Here is an 18,750-nt window from a genome sequence, read left to right on the forward strand (position 1 = left end):
GCCATGGGTGCACCCGAACCCAACGACGATGCCCAGGCGCTCGAAGGCGAGCTGCTGTACTGGGTCGCCTTCGACACCCCGCAGTACGACAGCGGCGGGAACGGCCCCTATCGCAAGGCCCAGATCTGGGGCCGCTACCTGAGGACCGAGTCGGAGCCCGAGGCATAGACGATCCGCACGTCAGGCTGCCGCGCTCGAACTGTCTGCCGAACTGGGTCGCTCACCTGGGGGTTCGTCGGACGTAGGGGCGGCCTTCGCCTGATCATGTGCTCCGGCCAAAGTGCACATGCCCAGGACGAAGGCCGTGAAGGTGAGTCTGCTGCCGGATGCTCTCCGGAGGAGAGCGTCCGCGGAAGCGTCACGCTTCCGGGGCGAGTTTCACGCGTGCCCGGCCGCCCGGTGCGACGAATTGTGTGCGGACGGTGCGGTGAAGTCCCGGTGGACCTGACACTGCCAGCCGAGCGTCGCCCGCCTCGCCGCCGTGATCGACGCCGCGCTGCTCCCTGTTCCACTGCAGGAGATGCTCTGTACCACCGAACCGCGACAGACCACGGCCTCGGCCATGGCGCCGCCACCCAAGCCGGAGTGCAGCAGGTAGCAGACGGCGGCGGTCGTTTCACCGCCGCTGCCCGCCGCGGACTTGCCCACTCCGCCCGACTGGCCAGCGACATTCCCGCCGCGCTCGCCGCCGCCCAGCACCTGGGCTGGGAAGGACGCCAAACCGGGTGCTAGGGCTGTCCCGTAACTACGGCCGAGAGCTACCCTCGCGTACTTCTGCACCACGCATCTGGGGCCAGTGTCGGCGGGTGTGGCATCGTGGCGATCATGGGTGACTCAAGGGCGTACCCGCTCTTCAGGAGTGCCAGCGCAGCGGACACGCTCACGTTGGCACGGCGTCTGTGCTCGCTGATGGAGAAGCGGGATTCGGTTGTCGAGCTGACCGCTGAGCTGCATACGGCCGAGGACGTGTGGAGGATGGTGGGAGTGCTGCCAAAGGCTGTCTACAACGCACAAGGCGTGCCATTCGACTCATATGAGTGGACTCATGAGTACCGGGCGGACACGTTGCCCAGGGATTCATATGGGCTCGTGACGTTGCTGCCGTTCCGCGTGGACGCCGAGGCGACGGTGGGTGATGAGCTGGAGGATCTCTTCGTCCAGGCCCTGGGCCGTGGTCCCGCCTCGATCTACTGGGACGGCAGTTGGCCAGACGTGCCGGAACTCGATCTTGAGGCGTATGCGAAGTACGAGGCAGTCCAAGTGGTGTTCAACAGCCTCGACATCGACGGGGAGCCTCTCGCCGATGAGCACACGGTGTTCGTGCATCTGTCCAAGTTCGGGGATCTCCCCCGAGCGGAGTGGTTGGCGCGACAGGTCGGTGCGGAGGTACTCGGGGAGTCCGTGCCTGGCAGATGACCGAGGCGACGGACAGACGCGCCGTGGTCAGCAGGCATGATGCGACGATCTGTTTGTGGCTGGTGTGATCACGGCGTCGGATCCGTCCTGGACAGCCCCATTCTCCGGGCTGAGCCCTCGCGCCTTCGGGAAGCTGGTGCCGGTACTGCGACGTGAAGGTGCGGACGCGGTCCGCAAAGGCCGGCCATGGAGCCTCCCACTGGAGGACCGGGCCCTGCTGGTGGCCGCGTACTGGCGCACGAACCTGACCATGCGCCAGCTCGCCCCTCTGTTCGGGGTGTCGAAGTCGGCGGCGGACCGCATCATCGACCACCTCGGCCCGATGCTCGCTCTCCAGCCCCGCAAGCGGTTCGCGAAGGACACCGTGCTCATCGTGGACGGCACCCTGGTTCCCACCCGCGACCACACCATCGCCGAGCGGTCGAAGAACTACCGGTACTCCACCAACCACCAGGTCGTCATCGACGCCGACACCCGGCGTGTCGTCGTGGTCGGCCGACCGCTCGCCGGTAACCGCAACGACTGCAAGGCATGGAAAGAATCAGGGGCCAAAGCCGCCGTCGGCAGGACCCTCGCGATTGCCGACGGCGGCTACCCAGGCACCGGCCTCGTCATCCCACACCGCCGCGGGCGCGGGCAGAGCGAACTACCCGACTGGAAAGATCAACACAACAAGTCCTACAAGCAGGTCCGGGCTCGTGTCGAGCATGTCTTCGCCCGTATGAGGACTTGGAGGATCCTTCGCGTTTGCCGCCTCAAAGGCGACGGCGTCCACCACGCCATGCTTGGCATCGCCCGGATGCACAACCTCGCCCTCGCCGGATAGGCCAGCGGGCTACACGACCACCAAGCCTGCCCGAGGAGACTCGGAGATCATTTACGGGACAGCTCTTAAGCGACCTTTACTGGGTGCAGGGCGACATGAACCGCGCCACCACCTACCGGGCCGCCCGCGACGACACCGAACAGCACCAGCTCTCTGGCGGGCACGCCAACGCCCGGACCTACCTCGCCCTCGCCAGCGCCTTCACCACCCCGAGGTTGCCGGCCAGGAGATCGCTCCGGCCGAGCAGTACCTCACCGGCCTGGCCCTGCGCGTGAACCGCCGCATGTTCGGCATCGCCGCCCGTCTGTGCCCCAGTTCAGGACAGAACGGCATGCTCCAATTGACCCTGCACCAGAGGGCTGGCTGGGGGCATGCGCTACGCCGACTGCGGCTTCCTGCCGACCGCCGTCTTTTTCGCTGCGGTCTTCTTCCCTGTCGTCTTCTTCGCGGCGTTCTTCTTGGCCACCCGTCTTCGCCAGGTCGTGGACGTCGGCGTCCTCGCCGCGGTCGGCACGGGCTTCCTCCACGCTCGCGTCGAGGGTGGCCATGAGGTCGATGACGGTCCCGGTCGGCTCCGTCGCCTCGTCGACCGGGGCGGTCGCGAGCGCGGCGAGGGCCGCAGCGGACGGGCCGCGGCGCTGCGTCGTCGGCTTCGTACAGGAGCAACGTCGGCGGACCCCCGCACGGTGCCCGAGCCGACCACGCTTGCAGCCGGTGCCGTCGGCGGATCCGGTGGGCCCTTCCGGGACTACTCCGCCTCGGCCCCATTTCGGAGACCGGCGGCCTCGGAAGCGGACGTCAACACGCTTCCGCGACGGGTGAGTCGCCGTTCCGCTCGTCGAGAAAACCGCTGCGCGCGATCCGGTAGGCGAGCTGGGCGCGGCTGCGGCTGCCGAACAGGTCGGAGGCCCAGCGCATGTGGTTGGTGACGCTCCGCAGGCTCATGCCGAGGCGAGAGGCGATGACCGCGTCCGTGTGGCCCTCGATCATGAGCTGGAGCACCGCGCGACGGATGTCATTGGTCACCGACGGAGTCACATGGCTCATCGCTTCGGAGTGGATCGGCGAGGCGCGCTGCCAGGTGTGGTGGAAGACGCCCACCAGGTACCGGACGACCCCTGGATGCTCGATGGCGATGGCGAGGTCGCTGCGGCCCGCTTCGGGATCCGGGACGAATGCGATCTCTCGGTCGCAGATGATCAGGCGGTCGAAGACCTCGTCCACCGTGCGGATCTCGCCGCCCGCCTCGCAGATCCGTTCCGCGTAGGCCAGCGTCGGTGAGTGGGACCGGATGGTGTGCTGATAGAGGGTCTTCTGCCGGATTCCGCGGCCCAGGGCGCTGAGGTCGTCGGCGAGGGCCGTCTCCAAGAGCTCCTGCGGGCGTCCCCCGCCGGGCTGGGCGGTGAGCAGCTCCCGTCGGCAGGAACGGACGGCCGCCGAGAGTGTCGTACTGATGGCCTCGGCACCGCGGATCTCACGGATGAGGCGTGCTTTCCCCCAGACCTGGCTGTCCAAATACACACGCTCCGCCTCGAATACCGAGGCCCGCATGGCCTCCAGAGCGCGCTGCTTCTCCTGGATCGCCTCCTCCAGGCGGCCCATCCGGGCCGAGGCCGCCATCCGAGGCGCCAGGGGTGTGTACTCATCGTTCGACAGTCTTCTGACCAGGTCGAACTCCAGCAAACAGTGCGGTGGTTCCCCCTTCGGCGGCGTGTCACCGAGCAGATCTGCGTAGTACCGCAGACCCGTCTCGCAGAGGTCTCCGGGTGAATTTTCATGTTCTGTGCACATATGTCCCCCCTACGTGTTTGCGCATTGCTTGATCATGCTGCCAAATGCAGCTCACTGGCTGGAAACCGCACCTCATGATGGTCGAAGTCCCGAGGGGGGATCCGCTGACAACACGCGGACCGGGGACGACGAAAGCAGAGGTTGACATGTCCAAGCTGTGGCTACGCCTTGCCCTGAGCGCCCAGGCCGCGCTCGTCATCGCCGGTCTCGTCGGTGCGGATACCGGCTCCCCGTCGGTCCCCCTTGCGGGCGACTCACAGTGGGCCGGCCCCGCCCCGGAGGGCTCCCCGTGGGGAGGCGCCGTCCTGCGGGACTCGCGGTGGGGACACGCCGTCCTGCGGGAGTTGCAGGGGGGAAGCCCCGCTCCGGAGGACTCCCAGGGGGAGAGCCCCGCCGTGTGGGACTCGCAGTGGGGGGCGTGATCGAGCACGGCGGTTCGACGGAGCTCTGAAGTCCGTCATGTCGCATGCCATGGCCAACGTCATGGCCACGTAAAAGGGATGGGGGAACAGGCAGTGTGGCGGAGACTCTACGCAGAGGCCGTAGAGCCCGAGGCGCTCTTCGAGGTGTCGCAGGTGCGCACGCTCATGGAACAGGTCGCCGGGCCGGAGCGTGAACAGCGGGACACCGGCACCTCTGATGGGATCCTGAGCGAGGTAGAGGGCCAACGCGAGGACGTGCGGCACGCCGACCAGCTGCGGCTGGCGGCCCACGAGAGCCCCGAGGCCCTCGACCTGGTGATCCGCAGCCTCCTGGTGGAGGCGCTTCCGATGGCGTCCGTGCTTGGCGTCTGCCTTCAGGGGCTGAGCGCGCCGGGCGTCTTCGAGGACGACCTCCAGCTCCAGGCCCTGACGCTGCTCGCCGACGACATCGGTGTCGGAAGGCCGCGGGCCTCCCGGTACGACGAGTACCGGCTGCTCCTGGAGCGCGAGTTGCTCCACGAGCACTCGCTGCCCGCCGAGGAGCTGGCGAGCGTGGCGGACATCGACGACGCGCTCTTCGCCCTCCCCGCCGTCCTGCTCGCGATGAGCCGGCGCAGTGATGCGTTCTTCTTCGAACTCGTCGGCGCGGACCTCGCCTGGCGCTCGTTGGGCCTGCTGCCGGCCTTCGCCGCCCTGCGCCCCTACCGCGAGTCGGCCATCGACTGGTCCCGGCTCGACCCCGGCACCGCTTCGGGACAGACCGGTCTCGACGACCCGAAGGCGTTGTCCGCGCGCCTCGCCGGCCTGTGTGCCGACGAGGTGCCGGGCGCCGGGGAACGCGTCGCCCGTGGCGCGGCATGGATGGCGAGTGCGCTGGACCGCTGGAGCTCCGCGCTGCTCGACCGCTGCGCCGCCGCCCTGGAGCCCGAGCGCGCCCTGGCCGAGCTGATCCGGCGGCGCGCCCGCGAGGCGGCCGTGTACCACCATGACTTCGCGCTCGGCGACCGGACGCTGGCCCAGTGGTTCCGCGAGGCCCAGACGGAACCACTGCCGCTGGTCAGGGCTCTGGCCGGCAGCAAACTCGTGAGGCTGGGCGACCACGCCCGCAGCCCCCTGGTCCGCGGACTGATCGGACCGCGCGGCCGGATGTTCCGCATCTTCACCCCTGAGGACGTCAACGTCATCAAGCGGTGGATCGACAGCCTCCCCGCCGCTCCGGACGACGACACGGCCGACGCTCCGGTCACGGGCTACCCGGCGCCGGCACCCCGCCCGGCCTCCGCCCCGCCCCCCGGGGCGGCCGAGGTGGCGATGGAACTGCGCGAGGCGTATTACCAGCTCCAGGGCCGGGCGCTGTCCCCGTGGAGCCGGGCCTACGCCGTGGACTACGTGCAGGCCTGGCTGCGAGCCAGCCGCGAGAACGTCGACCGCGACGGCCGGGCGCTGCCGGCGGCGTGGCCCCGGGAGGGTCTGCGGGCCTGGCTGCTGGACCAGCACGACCAGCACGACCTCGCCTTCACGGAGTCGGACCCGGGCGCGCTGCCGTCGCGCGAGGACATCGTCGACTCCACCGTGCAGCTCGCTCCGCTCACCCTGATCGACGGTGCCTGGCTGCAGGGGTTCACCGACGTCCACCTGGCATCCTCACGGGTCGGCTTCCCCCTCTTCGAGATCTATTGGGACGAGCTCGGCAACGGAGAGATGCAGCTCAACCACCCGAAGATCTACCGGGACGGGCTGCGGCAGATGGGCGTCGAGCTGCCGCCCACCGGCAGCCGGGAGTTCGCCTACGACGAGCGCGTCCGTGAGGAGTCGCTGCGTCTGCCGGTGTACTGGCTGTCCATCGGCAAGCTGCCCCGGACGTTCCTCCCGGAGATCCTCGGCCTGAACCTGGCCATGGAACTCTCCGGGGTGGGGGCAGCTACCGCAGCGCCCGCCGCTTCCTGAAGCACTACGGCTTCAGCACGCACTTCGTCGACCTCCACAACACCATCGACAACGTGTCGACCGGGCACTCCGCATGGGCCGCCGAGGCCATCGACACCCATCTGCGCCGGATCACAACGGCCGAGCCCGAGCGTCTCCGGGCCGAGTGGGAGCGGGTACGCGTCGGCTACGCCTCCTTGGCCACCGTGCCCCCCGAGGACGGCGGCCCGATGGCCGCGCTGCGGAGCTCCCTCCGACGACTCCGCCCCACCGGTGCAGCCTCCCGGACCGGACAGGGCGTCCCTGCGCCCCGGCCCTCGATGCACCACCCCGCAGTGAAAGTGATCGGATAGATGACCTCGTACATGCTCGGAATTTCGTCCTATTACCACGACAGCGCCGCCGCGCTCGTCAAGGACGGGGTCGTCGTCGCCGCCGCGCAGGAGGAGCGCTTCACCCGGGTGCGGCACGACTCCTCCTTTCCCCGGGAGGCGATCCGGTACTGCCTCGACCACGCCGGAATCGACTTGAGCGACCTCGCCCAGGTCGCGTACTACGAAGACCCCGGCCTCAAGTACGAGCGGGTGCGCTCGTCCTTCCGCAGCTCCGGCCCGGGTGGCTTCCGCGCCTTCACCGCCGTGTATCCGCAGTGGCTGCGCTGGAAGCGGAACGCGCTCGACGAGGTCGAGCGGGAGCTGCTGGCCCTGGGCCGCGGCATCCCGCCCACGCCGCGGGCGTCCCGGCACCACCGCTCTCACGCCGCCTCCGCGTACTTCCCCTCGCCCTTCGAGAGCGCCGCGGTCCTGACCGTCGATGGCGTCGGCGAGTGGCAGACGACCACCCTCTGGCACGGCCGGGGGGACTCTCTCGAACTGGTCAACTCGATCTCGTACCCGCACTCCCTCGGCATGCTGTATTCCGCCTTCACCTACTACTGCGGCTTCAAGGTGGACTCCGGCGAGTACAAGCTGATGGGTCTGGCCCCGTACGGCGAACCCCGCTACGCCGACCTGATCCGACGCGAACTGATCAACCTGCGCCCGGACGGCTCCTTCACGCTGAACCTGAAGTACTTCGAGTACCTCAAGGGTCGGCGCATGGTCGGCGCCGCCTTCGAGAAGCTCTTCGGCGGGCCGGTCCGCGAGCCCGAGGGACCGCTGACCCAGCGCGAGTGCGACCTGGCCGCCTCCGTGCAGGTCGTCACCGAGGAGGCCGTCCTCGGCCTCGCCCGGCGGGCGGCGGAGCTCACCGGCGAACGGCGGCTGTGCCTGGCCGGCGGCGTCGCGCTCAACTGCGTGTCCAACGGCAAGCTCAGCGAGTCCGGCCTGTTCGACGAGATCTGGGTGCAGCCCGCCGCCGGTGACGCCGGCTGCGCGCTCGGCGCGGCCCTCGACGCGGCCGTTCCCCTCTCGGGCCGCCCACACCTGGGCGTTTTGCGCGACGGGATGAGCGGATCACTGCTCGGGCCGGGTTACGAGGACGAGGAGATCCGCGACTTCCTCACCGGGAACGGCTACCCGTTCACCGAGCTCACCGACGACCCCGAGTCGGCCGCGAGCGTGTACGCGGCCACGGCCGGGCACCTCTCCGAAGGCGCCGTGGTCGGCTGGTTCCAGGACCGCATGGAGTACGGGCCGCGGGCCCTCGGCGCCCGGTCCATCATCGGCGACCCGCGGAACGCCGGGATGCAGAAGACCATGAACCTCAAGATCAAGTTCCGTGAGTCCTTCCGGCCCTTCGCGCCGGCGGTGCTCAGCGAGGACGTGGAGGAGTACTTCGACCTCCGGATGGAGAGTCCGTACATGCTCATGGTCTCCCGGGTCTCGGGCCACATCGCCGTGCACCGGGGCGAGGACGCGGCACGCCCGGGCCTCGGCAGCATCAGCGAGGTGCGCTCCGACCTGCCGGCCATCACCCACGTCGACCTCTCGGCCCGGGTCCAGAGCGTGGACGAGGACCGCAACCCCGAGTTCACCAGGCTCCTGCGCGCCTTCAAGAAGGAGACCGGGTGCTCCGTCCTGGTCAACACCTCGTTCAACGTGCGTGGTGAACCGATCGTCCGGACGCCGCAGGAGGCGTACCAGTGCTTCATGCGCACGGGCATCGACGTCCTCGTCCTCGGCCGCTTCCTGCTCGTGAAGGCGGACCAGCCGGAGTTCGTCGAGGCCGTCGACTGGCGCGAACTGGTCCCGCTCGACTGATCCGGTCCCGCGCCACCGCCGGCTCCCGCCCTCGGCCGGCCCCCACCGTTCGCGATCCAGGAAGAGATCCGAGATGTTCCTGCGCCTCTACGCAGCCCTCGTGTTCGTCACCGTCTGCCTGCCCGCCGCGCTCCTGCGCAAGGTGACCGGCACGTCCCGATTCAGCCCCCGCGCGCACCGCGCCCCGACCGCTTGGGAAATGTAGTGTCCAGCGTCCTGTACAAGAACATCGGCAAGCAGCCCGTCTGGGCCGACAGCGGCCACGGCGTCTGGCTGGAGGACCGCGAGGGCCGGCGCTACCTCGACACCTGCGGCGGCGTGGCCGTCTCCAGCCTCGGCCACCGCCACCCCCGCATCGCCGAGGCCCTGGAGCGGCACTCCCGGGACCTGTCCTGGGTCCACGCCGGCAGCTTCACCACCTCCCCCGCGGAGGAGCTCGCCGAGCTGCTGGTCGGCCAGTCCGGGGGGCTGTCCCACGCGCAGTTCCTCTCCGGCGGCTCCGAGGCGATGGAACTCGCCATGAAGATCGCCTACCAGTACCACTGCGAGCGCGGCGAGAGCGACCGGCAGGTCTTCATCGCGCGCCGCCAGAGCTTCCACGGCAGCTCGCTGAGCACCCTCGCGATCTCCGGCAACCGCCAGCGCCGCTCGGTCTTCGAACCCCTCCTCGGCCCGGCCGAGTTCGTCTCGCCCTGTTACGCCTACCGCGACCAGGCGGAGGGGGAGACCGACGCGGACTACGCCCAGCGGCTCGCCGACGAACTCGACGCGCGGATCCGGCAGACCGGCCCGGGCCGGGTGGCCGCCTTCGTCATGGAGACGGTGGTCGGCTCCACCAACGGCGCCGTGCCGCCCGTCACGGACTACCTGGCCAAGGTCGTCGAGGTGTGCCACCGCCACGGCGTGCTGCTGATCCTCGACGAGGTCATGGCGGGCATGGGCCGGACCGGACATCACTACGCCTACCTGGAGGACGGCGCAGTGCCCGACATCGTCGCCGTCGGCAAGGGACTGGCCGCCGGATACCAGCCGATCTCCGCGGTCCTCGTCTCCGCCTCCGTGCACGACGCGCTGGGCAACGGCTCGGGCGTGCTCCAGAACGGCCAGACGCACGTCAACCACCCGCTGGCCTGCGCCATCGCCCTCGAGGTGCAGCGGACCATCGTCGACGAGGACCTGCTGCCCCAGGTACGGGCTCGCGGCGAGCAGCTCCGCAAGGGACTCCTGGCGCGGTTCGCCGACCACCCGCACGTCGGTGACGTCCGCGGCCGCGGCCTCTTCACCGGGGTGGAGTTCGTCCAGGACCGGGAGAGCCGCGCCCCCCTGCTCGGCGGGGCGGGACTCGTCGCACGGATGAAGAAGGAGGGCCTCGACCGCGGCCTCCTCCTCTACCCGGGACACGGCACGGTGGACGGCGTGGCCGGCAACCACGTGCTGTTCGCCCCGCCGTTCGTGGTGACCGAGTCCGACATCGACGCGATGGTCGAGCGCTTCGGCGACGTCGTCGAGGCGTGCCTGTGAACGCCGTCGCGCACACCACCGCCGCCCTGTTCACGGGACTCAGCGCCTTCCCGCTGACCCCCGTCAGGGACGGCGGGCTGGACGAGAAGGCGTACGCCGGTCTGGTGTCCCGGCTGGCTGCCGCGGGCGTCGACTCCGTGGGCGCGCTCGGTTCCACCGGAAGCTACGCCTACCTCGACCGCGCCGAACGCGCCCGCGCCACGAGGATCGCCGTGGACGCCGCGGCCGGCACGCCGGTCATGGTCGGGATAGGTGCCCTGCGCACCTCCGACGTCCTGGCTCTCGCCGAGGACGCGCAGAACGCCGGTGCGAGCGCGGTGCTGTTGGCCCCGATGACGTACCAGGCCCTCTCCGACGACGAGGTCTTCGGCCTCTACGAGGACGTCACGCGGGAGCTGTCGGTACCGCTGTGCGTGTACGACAACCCCGGCACCACCCACGTGGACTTCTCCCTGGAGCTGTACGGCCGGATCGCTCGCCTGCCGAACGTCGGCTCCCTCAAGATCCCCGGCGTGCCCGCCGGAGCGGACAGGGCCAGGGAGCACGTCGCGGCCATCCGCGAGGTGCTCCCCGGCAGCGTCACCATCGGCGTGAGCGGCGACTGGGAGGCCGCCGCCGGTCTGAACGCCGGCTGCGACGGCTGGTACTCGGTCGTCGGCGGACTCCTGCCCGAGGCGGCCCTGGCCCTCACCCGTGCCGCGGCCGCCGGCGACGCGGAGCGCGCCACCCGGCTGTCCGACGGACTGGAGCCGCTCTGGGCCCTGTTTCGCGAGCACGGCAGCCTGCGCGTGATGTCGGCCGCCGCCGAGCAGTTCGGGCTGGTGTCCGAGGAGAACCTGCCCCGCCCGGTCCAGAGGCTCACCCCCGCGGTACGGCGGGAGGTCGCCGCCGCGCTCGAAGCCGTCGGCCACGCCCGCCCCGCGACGGCCGGCCCACTGAACCCCACCGAGACATTCTGAACAACCCAAGGATGATGACCGTCATGTCCGCGCGAGCCCGACTCACGCCACAGATGCAGGACTACGAGGCCAAGTTCACCGACGGCGGGGACGTCCGCTGGCTTCCGTACCTCATGTACTTCCACCCCGCCGGCCACCGCTCCACGACCGTGAACACCGACTCCGTCGGCTTCCGCTACGCGACCACCGCCGACGGCCGGCCCGTCTCCGTGGCCGACCACGACGGCATCGACTCCGTCCGCCTCGTCGCGGGCAGTTCCACCGTCTTCGGCATCGGAGCCACCGGCGACGACTGGACCCTGCCGTCGCGTCTGACCGCCCGCGACCCCCGCCCGGAGCCCTGGCTGAACTTCGGCGGCCGCAGTTTCAACTCCACCCAGGAGCTGCTGCTGCTCACCCTCTACCGGCACCTGCTGCCCAAGGTCGAGGAGATCGTCCTCTTCTCGGGATTCAACAACCTCGGTCTGGCGCGCCAGCCGCAGTCGCGGCGCGGCGACCACGGGGCCTTCTTCAACGCCGGCCAGTTCTTCGACGCGCTGCCCGCCGAGGTCGCCGGCTCCCCCTCGGTGTTCCAGCGGCTGCGCGGCATCGGCCCCTCCCGCCCGGCGCAGGTCGAGCCCGTCCCGTCGATGGAAGAACAGCTCGACTACGCCACCGACCTGACCCTGCGCCACCTCAGGCAGTGGCAGACGGTCGCGAAGGACCTGGGCGCCAAGCTCACCTACGTCCTCCAGCCGCTCGCGGGCTGGGTCCGCCCGACGGGCTCCCCCGAAGAGGAGGAGATCTTCGCCGAGCTCGACGCCATCGGCGGGTTCACCGCGACCTACGGCGACATCCTGCGGACCGAGGTCAACCTCGACTACGCCGCCCGCATCGAGACCGGTGCGAAGGAGATGGGCGTCGGCTTCGTCAACCTCAGCCCCCTGCTCGCCGACGCGATCACCGACGACCAGTGGCTGTTCGTCGACCGGATCCACTTCAACGACGAGGGTCACGACGTCGTCGCCAGGAAGCTGCTCCAGCTCCTCTAGGCAGACCGGTCCCCGCGCCCTCGCCACGCCCCCACGCAGCCCACGGAGTCACACCTCATGACATCCCTCCTGTCCTTCTTCCGGCGGATCTTCGGCTCGTCCAAGAAGACCAAGCCGGATTCCTCGATCTACCCCATGTTCTAGGAGACGCCCCGACATGACCCACGTAGTCTTCGTCGACAGCACCGGCCCGACCCTCCCCGCCCTCGAATCCGCCAAGGGCATGGGCCACTTCGTGACCTTCGTCCAGCCCGGGGACGCCTCCGCCCTCAAGCTCGGCAAGATGCCCGAGGAGCGCCTGCGGGCGGCACTCGCCCACGCCGACCAGGTCGTCGCCATCGACCACCTGGAGGCGGACCTCCTCGACGCCCTGAAGAAGATCCACGCCGACCGTCGGATCGACGCCGTCCTCACCACCTCCGAGCCGGCCGTCGTCCCCACCGTCAAGGCCGCCGAGGCCCTCGGCATCCGGACGACGTCCGTACGGTCCATGGAGACGGCCGTCACCAAGGACCGGTGCCGGGACGCCCTGAAGGCCGCCGGCATCCGCTCGGCCCGCCACCTCCGTGTGGAGACCCGCGAGGAGGCCCTCGCCGCCGCCCGCGACCTGGGTCTGCCGGTCGTCATCAAGCCGAGCCGCAGCGCCGGCAAGGAGGGCGTGGCCATCGCCCGTACCGAGGACGAGGTCACCGCGTACTTCGAGGAGCTGCCGGCCTCGCGCGAGGCGCTGAACCGCACACTGTCCACCCTGGTCAGCACCGAGCTGCTCATGGAGGAGTACGTCCAGGGCGTCCTGCACTCGGCGGAGATCGTCGCCAACGGCGGCGAGGTCGAGATCTTCATGATTGCCCGCCGGGAGCAGGCCACGCACAACGCCCTGTACGAGGTCGCGGCGGTCCTGCCGGCCGGTCTGAACAGCGCGGAACAGGCCGATGTCAAGGACTACATGCAGGCGGTGTTCACCGAACTCGGCCTGACCGTCGGCCTCTACCACGTCGAGTTCATCATGAGCGCGGACGGCCCGGTCCTGGTCGAGGTCAACGGCCGGATCATGGGCGGCATGGCGCCGTTCGTCTACCGCCACATCACGGGGGACGACCCGTTCCGCCTGCTGGTCCAGGAGCACCTGGGCGAGGAATTCACCGTCCAGCAGCCGCCGTTCGGCTCCGCCGGCATCTCCATCGCCCTCGGCAGCGTGACCGGCGGCGTGCTCCCCGAGGGCGTGGAGGAGCGGATCGAGCGGATCAAGGAGAAGCACGGGCCGATCGCGTACTCCCTGAACCTCATCAGCGGACAGCACATCCCCAAGCAGATGGGCAACTTCACGGTCTTCGGCTTCTGCTGCCTCTCGGCGGAGACCACTGAGCAGGCGAGAGCCCGCGGTCTGGAACTGATCGCTGACCTGGAGGAAGCCCTCGGGTTCGAGATCGCGAAGTACGCGCTGTAGCGCCATCGGCGAGGACACAGGAGAGATTGTGGAAGCAACAGGCATGCCCGGAGCAAACACCTCGGGTGATCAGTGGGAGCGCTTTCCCATGGCGGTACGCGAGGCACTGACCCAGCGCGCGGCGGCCCGGATCGCGGACGTGCACGACGGGATCTCGGGATCCAAGGGCCCGTGGCGGCCCCTTCGGCCGGTCTTCCTCGACCGGGACCATTACGCCGAACTCGGCATAGTGTCGCAGCGCCTGATGCGGCTGGTCCTGGAGGCGTGCCGGCGCCGGGCGGGCACCGTCCGGGAGCTGCTGGAGGTCCTTCGGGTGCCGGCGGAGGACACTCCTCTGCTGCGTCACGACGAAGTCCTGGGCGACGAGCTGCTCGTTTCCGCCCGGCCGGACATCGTCTACTCCGCCGGCGTGCCGCTGTTCGTCGAGTTCAACATCGACGGCGCCATCGGCGGCACGCTCCACGCCGATCTCCTGGCCCGCCGTTTCCACCAGGTCTACCAGTACCAGGACCTGGACGGCGAGGGGACGCCCGTCTTCAGTGCCCCCGACTCCGCTGTCGACGCGCGGTCCGCGGTCATCCGCTCGTCCCTCGGACTGCCCGAGGGAGCCCGCGTCGTCATCCCGGCCTTCAGCAAGGGGACGCCGCCCGGTCTGGAGAACGCCGAGGCGTTCATCGCGTGGATGGGCCCGATGTGCGAGAGCGGCCGCCGTCACGGCCTGGACACGGTCGCCTGCGCCATGGACGACCTGACCACCGACGAGACCGGCCGGCTGACGTTCGACGGCAGGCCCGTGGACGCCGTATTCCGGCTCTTCCAGGGGGACCAGCCGCCCAGCCCCGGCCTGGACGCCCTGATCCGCGCCGTACGCGACGACCGGGTCGGGATGCACACCAGCGAGGCGGCGTGGCTGCTCAGCGACAAGACCACGCTGGCCTGGCTCTGGGCCGACGCGGAGCTCCTCGACGCAGCCGACCGGCAGCTCGTCGAGACCCACGTGCCGTGGACGGCGCTGCTGTCCACACCGGGCGTCATGGACGAGGAGCTGCTCGCGCATGCCCGCGAACACCGGGCCGAGCTGGTGCTCAAGCCCACGAGCGGCTACGGGGGCTCCGGGGTCCTGCTCGGTCCGACGGTCTCCGACGCCGAGTGGGAGGCGGGTCTCGCCGAGGCGGCACGGGCGAGCCACCCATACATCATCCAGCGCTTCGCCGAACCCGACCTCATCACCATGGACTTCTCGCACGCCGAGACGGGTGCCGTCGAACGCGCCGAAGTCCCCTTCGTCCTCGGCCCGTTCCTCTTCGGGGGGCGCGCCACCGGCGTCCTCGTCCGGCACGGCGTCCTGGCCGGCGGGCAGGTCCTCAACGCCAACCACGGAGCCCAGATGAGCTCGGTCGTCCTCGTGGACCGGCCGTGCTGACCCTCCTACGGCCCAGCGCCGCACACACCGACAGGAAGCCGCTGGGCAAGGCGTTCCGCATCTACCAGTCCGCCGTCGTCAGCTCCGACCTCGCCGACGGCATCTACCGCATCGCGACGCCCCTGCTCGCGCTCGGCATCACCCGGTCGGCGTTCGCCGTCGCGATGGTCGGCCTGGCGGTCCGGCTGCCGTGGCTGATCGCGACCCTGCCCGCGGGCGTCGTCGCCGACCGCTACGAACCGCGCACGGTCATGCGCTGGGCCTCGGGGCTCCGCCTGGTCCTGATGACGTTGATGTGCCTCCTGGCCGTGTTCGACCGGCTGCCGCTGTGGCTGCTCGCCGTCACCGCCTTCGCGATCGGCTGCGCGGGCACCTTCGTCGATGTCGCCGCGCAGTCGGCGCTGCCCCGGCTGGTCGACAAGGACCAGCTGCCCCGCGCCAACTCCTCGGTGCAGTCCACCCAGATGTTCCTCGCCCAGCTCCTCGGCCCGGCCCTCGGTGGCTTCGTCGTCGCGCTCGGCTCCGGGCAGGGTCTGGCCACCGTGGCCGCGCTGTACGCCGTGACCGTCTGGGCCCTGGGACGCCTCCCCGGCGGAGCCGCGCCGGACCCGGTGACGACCCCGGCGCAGCCCCCCGCCGACGCCACGGGCCCCGTCCAGGGCAAGGTGTCGTTCAAAGCGCTCGTCTCCGAACTGGGCGAAGGGCTCCGCTACTTCCGCGGTCGCCCCGACCTCGGCCGGCTGGCCGTCTCCGCCGCCGCGAACAACCTCTCGTACTCCATGTGCCTGACCCTCCTGCCCCTGTGGGCGGTGGCCCCCGGCCGGCTCGGGCTCTCGGAGATGACGTACGGCCTGCTGCTCTCCTGCCTAGCCGTCGGCAGCGTCCTCGCGGGTCCGCTGACGGGCCGCCTGGTCCGGCGCTTCGGGCAGCAGCCGCTCATGCGGTACGGCGGCCCGGTCCTCGGTCTGTGCTTCCTGGCCCTCGCGGTGCCGAGCGTGCCGGTCGTCGCGGCGGGACTGTTCTGCTACGGCCTGGTGGTCATCGTGTGGAACGTGTCGATCGTCTCGTACCGCCAGACGACCATCCCGGCGCCCCTGTTCGGCCGCGTCAACGCCGCCTACCGATGGATCACCTGGGGCGTCTTCCCGCTCGGTTCCCTGATCTCGGGAGCCCTCGCGGCGACCGTCGGCCTCGCCTGGGTCTTCCTCGCGGCCGGAGCGGTGCCGCTCCTCGCAGCAGTGGCATTCCCCGCCAACGCCACGTACGTCGAGAAGGAAACACCGTGATCAGACGGGGTGGGTGAACGACACCAGCTTGCCGACGGCGTGGGCATAATCCACTTCTCTGCTCGTGGACTCGCCGATGTACCCGTCAGGGTTGACGATCAACACCCGATCTGCCAGGTCGATCCTGCGCAGATGAAGGGCGCCCAGCGTCTTCTTCTGCTCGTCGGTGATCGACCCGTCTGCTTCGACCGGTGCGACCACGATGATCCCCTCGAAGGCCAGATCACGACTCACCGCCCGCATCTCCTCCACGAACCGGGCAGATCCGCAGATGCAGACAATCTCAGGCCGGTCAGACACGGCTCACCCCCTCCCCCGGCGGGGCACTACCCACGTGCACGCCGGTACTGTGACGACGGCGAACGCACCGCCGGCTGCTGCGGAGACCGCGGCAATCCCGGCGACGACTCGCCTCCCGTCGAGCAGACCCGCGCGGCCGACCAAATCGCGAAACCAGCGGGTTCGTGACATCTGAAGCTTCACGCGACGGGAACCCGCTGGTGGAGCGCGGATTCTGCGGTGGGGATGCACTTGGATTCGAGCGCGACGTGTCAGGCAGGACGGGGTCTCCAATCGGTTGGGGAGGCCATGGGATGGGCTACACATTGCAGGCAGTGATCGCGGCGGACGAGTTGCTGCGCAGCGCGACGCGCGAGGTCCCCGGAGCCCGCGTGGTGCCGCTCGGCCAAGGCCTGTCACTGATGCCGATGACCGATGAGGTCTTCGACGCCGTCACAAACGGCAGCGACGGAGGAGACCTGGGGTTCTGGCGGCTGCCAGGGGGCTTCGGCACGCTGTTGTCTCAGTGGTCCGCCGCAGGGCCGATCGCCTATGTAGAAGCCGAGTATTTCGGCGGAGTCGGCGAGCAACGGGCCGCCGTCTGGGACGCCGGCTCACTGGCGCTGGGGCCACTGGACACACCCGCAAAAAAGCGGTTCTCGCGGCCGGTCAGCCCCATCTCTCAAGCTCTGCGGCAGCTTGGCGCACAAAAGAGTCCCGGTGCGGACGAGTTCGAGGCCGTGGGACTGGATCGCCATCGCGAGACCGACGACTGGATTTCGTCAAGCACCTCGTAAGCCACGTGGGACGGCAGCTACTTCCTTGAACTCGCCCTGTCTCGCAAGATACGACACCCCACGCCTGCGACGGCCGCCCCGCCAGAGCCACCGTGGTTCCTCATTCGCACCGCATGCCCCGGCCTGGAGGGCACACGTTGCCACAGCCGTGATCGACCGCATCCCATCGACGCGGTGGCTGGTCGCGAAGGACCGCGCTCGCCCTTTGCCACGCGCTCAGCTGTGCCGGATCACTTCCCGGGACGGCGGGCCTGTTCGTGCCGCGCGCGGCGCCGCGCTCGACGGCTGGCTACTCCGAGGACGCCTCGTCACGAGCGACCTGTGTCAGCAAATCTCCCAGATCCGCGTGAGGGCGTGCGGGCTTGCTGCGCAGCGCGTCGCAGGTGACACAGATCGGCTTCACACACCCATCCTCGCGGGAGCGCCGGGGCTCCGGGGCGGCGCGGCGGCTTCGCCACCCCGGCCAGCCGCCCAGACTCGGGCCGCGCAGGACTGGAAAACCCACCCGCCACCAGCAGCGCATTGGCAACCAGCACTCCGGCCACCGCACAACGTCTGGGGCATGCTGACGGAAGACCTCGCGGCGCCGACGGGCGCTCTGTCAGTCCTCAACTGCCCCTGCGTCCATCCGTCATCGGCCCTCACGCACGCCCACACAACATCCTGAGGGGGCAGCGGCATGTGCCACTTCACGCACTGCGCCCCCGCCACTCGTCTCGGGGTTGAGGTGCGGGGCCGCAGTTCGCCGCCGGAGCAAGGATCCGACTTCACAGCCCTGCCCCAGTGCCCCCTTCAGCGCGGGACATGCAATGCCGGCGCAACTGATCCGCTCGTTCGTCCTCGGCGCCGGCGGCGGCCGGTGCGCGGCAAGGCGAACTGCGAGCAGCCGGTCATGCACTCGCGGATCCTCTGCGTGATCCGCGGCCGCGCCGCGACACGTACGTGGTGATGGCCCACACGGTGCGCCAGAATGCCTGCCCATGAGCGAGATCTCCGACCTGGTCGCCCTGCTTCACCTGCAACCGCACCCGGAAGGCGGGTGGTTCCGCGAAACGTGGCGCACCGGGCCGAGCGCCGTTCCCGTCGGATATCCGGGCCGGCGGTCCTACGCGACCGGCATCTACTTCCTTCTGCATCCCCATGAGAAGTCCCGGTGGCACCGCGTGCGGTCGGACGAACTCTGGCTGTGGCACCGGGGCAGTCCGGTGACGCTCCGCCTCGGCACAACCGGTGCCACCCCCGAGGAGGAATCCGCCTCGGTCCTCGGACCCGATGTCGCCTCGGGGCAACAGCCCCAGTGCCTTGTACCGGCCGGCACCTGGCAGTGCGCGGAGCCGGCCGGTGACGAGCCGGTCCTGGTCTCGTGCGTTGTCGCCCCGGGCTTCGACTTCGAGGACTTCGAAATGCCGTAAGTGTCGGTACCGG

The 18,750-nt window shown here is 69.8% G+C and carries 19 protein-coding genes; 17 read left to right on the forward strand and 2 right to left on the reverse strand.

Annotated elements, in window-relative coordinates:
* The first annotated feature begins 3 nt into the window (after positions 1-3).
* The 4 genes from ACGF3I_RS26830 to ACGF3I_RS26845 all read left to right on the forward strand — a co-directional run bounded on the left by ACGF3I_RS26830 (position 4) and on the right by ACGF3I_RS26845 (position 2,517).
* Entirely contained in the window at positions 4-168 is a 165-nt protein-coding gene (locus tag ACGF3I_RS26830; RefSeq protein ID WP_393136265.1) for a hypothetical protein, read from the forward strand.
* Positions 169-825: 657 nt separating this feature from the next.
* A complete protein-coding gene (locus tag ACGF3I_RS26835; RefSeq protein WP_393136267.1) occupies positions 826-1,416 on the forward strand; it encodes a hypothetical protein in 591 nt (196 codons plus the stop codon).
* Between the two features lie 55 nt (positions 1,417-1,471).
* Positions 1,472-2,242, forward strand: a complete 771-nt coding sequence (locus tag ACGF3I_RS26840; protein WP_393136269.1) for a transposase — start codon at positions 1,472-1,474, stop codon at positions 2,240-2,242.
* Between the two features lie 95 nt (positions 2,243-2,337).
* Positions 2,338-2,517, forward strand: a complete 180-nt coding sequence (locus ACGF3I_RS26845) for a hypothetical protein (RefSeq protein WP_393136271.1) — start codon at positions 2,338-2,340, stop codon at positions 2,515-2,517.
* Positions 2,518-3,040: 523 nt separating this feature from the next.
* On the opposite strand, the gene ACGF3I_RS26850 is transcribed toward ACGF3I_RS26845, so the two are convergent.
* On the reverse strand, positions 3,041-3,862 hold the full coding sequence (locus tag ACGF3I_RS26850) for a LuxR family transcriptional regulator (protein WP_393136273.1): 822 nt from the start codon (positions 3,860-3,862) through the stop codon (positions 3,041-3,043).
* 317 nt (positions 3,863-4,179) lie between these two features.
* Here ACGF3I_RS26850 and ACGF3I_RS26855 point away from each other — a divergent pair, with 317 nt between their 5' ends.
* From ACGF3I_RS26855 to ACGF3I_RS26905, 11 genes are all read left to right on the forward strand, one after another.
* Positions 4,180-4,455, forward strand: a complete 276-nt coding sequence (locus ACGF3I_RS26855) for a hypothetical protein (protein WP_393136275.1) — start codon at positions 4,180-4,182, stop codon at positions 4,453-4,455.
* A 93-nt stretch (positions 4,456-4,548) separates the two neighbouring features.
* Positions 4,549-6,402 (forward strand): iron-containing redox enzyme family protein, encoded by a 1,854-nt coding sequence (locus ACGF3I_RS26860; RefSeq protein WP_393136277.1) that lies wholly within the window; start codon positions 4,549-4,551, stop codon positions 6,400-6,402.
* A 53-nt stretch (positions 6,403-6,455) separates the two neighbouring features.
* Positions 6,456-6,734, forward strand: a complete 279-nt coding sequence (locus tag ACGF3I_RS26865) for a hypothetical protein (RefSeq protein WP_393136279.1) — start codon at positions 6,456-6,458, stop codon at positions 6,732-6,734.
* Entirely contained in the window at positions 6,735-8,582 is a 1,848-nt protein-coding gene (locus ACGF3I_RS26870; RefSeq protein WP_393136281.1) for a carbamoyltransferase, read from the forward strand. It begins immediately after the preceding gene.
* Between the two features lie 73 nt (positions 8,583-8,655).
* Positions 8,656-8,787: a hypothetical protein gene (locus ACGF3I_RS26875; RefSeq protein ID WP_260146133.1), complete on the forward strand. Its 132-nt coding sequence runs from the start codon at positions 8,656-8,658 to the stop codon at positions 8,785-8,787.
* A complete protein-coding gene (locus tag ACGF3I_RS26880) occupies positions 8,787-10,103 on the forward strand; it encodes an aspartate aminotransferase family protein (protein WP_393136283.1) in 1,317 nt (438 codons plus the stop codon). Before ACGF3I_RS26875 ends, ACGF3I_RS26880 begins: the two co-directional genes overlap by 1 nt.
* Entirely contained in the window at positions 10,100-11,062 is a 963-nt protein-coding gene (locus ACGF3I_RS26885) for a dihydrodipicolinate synthase family protein (protein WP_393136285.1), read from the forward strand. Before ACGF3I_RS26880 ends, ACGF3I_RS26885 begins: the two co-directional genes overlap by 4 nt.
* Positions 11,063-11,085: 23 nt before the next feature.
* Positions 11,086-12,093, forward strand: a complete 1,008-nt coding sequence (locus ACGF3I_RS26890) for an SGNH/GDSL hydrolase family protein (RefSeq protein ID WP_393136287.1) — start codon at positions 11,086-11,088, stop codon at positions 12,091-12,093.
* Positions 12,094-12,250: 157 nt separating this feature from the next.
* Entirely contained in the window at positions 12,251-13,540 is a 1,290-nt protein-coding gene (locus ACGF3I_RS26895; protein ID WP_393136289.1) for an ATP-grasp domain-containing protein, read from the forward strand.
* A gap of 43 nt (positions 13,541-13,583) precedes the next feature.
* Entirely contained in the window at positions 13,584-14,963 is a 1,380-nt protein-coding gene (locus ACGF3I_RS26900; RefSeq protein ID WP_393136291.1) for a hypothetical protein, read from the forward strand.
* Positions 14,957-16,249, forward strand: a complete 1,293-nt coding sequence (locus tag ACGF3I_RS26905) for an MFS transporter (protein WP_393136293.1) — start codon at positions 14,957-14,959, stop codon at positions 16,247-16,249. Before ACGF3I_RS26900 ends, ACGF3I_RS26905 begins: the two co-directional genes overlap by 7 nt.
* On the opposite strand, the gene ACGF3I_RS26910 is transcribed toward ACGF3I_RS26905, so the two are convergent.
* Positions 16,250-16,492 carry a hypothetical protein gene (locus ACGF3I_RS26910; protein ID WP_393136384.1) on the reverse strand — a complete coding sequence of 81 codons (243 nt, stop codon included), beginning with the start codon at positions 16,490-16,492 and terminating at the stop codon, positions 16,250-16,252.
* A 350-nt stretch (positions 16,493-16,842) separates the two neighbouring features.
* Here ACGF3I_RS26910 and ACGF3I_RS26915 point away from each other — a divergent pair, with 350 nt between their 5' ends.
* On the forward strand, positions 16,843-17,325 hold the full coding sequence (locus ACGF3I_RS26915; protein ID WP_393136295.1) for a hypothetical protein: 483 nt from the start codon (positions 16,843-16,845) through the stop codon (positions 17,323-17,325).
* Positions 17,326-18,305: 980 nt separating this feature from the next.
* Positions 18,306-18,737 (forward strand): cupin domain-containing protein, encoded by a 432-nt coding sequence (locus ACGF3I_RS26920; RefSeq protein WP_393136297.1) that lies wholly within the window; start codon positions 18,306-18,308, stop codon positions 18,735-18,737.
* Positions 18,738-18,750: the final 13 nt, after the last annotated feature.

Source organism: Streptomyces sp. NPDC048111 (genome assembly GCF_043202815.1).
Taxonomy (GTDB): Bacteria; Actinomycetota; Actinomycetes; order Streptomycetales; family Streptomycetaceae; genus Streptomyces.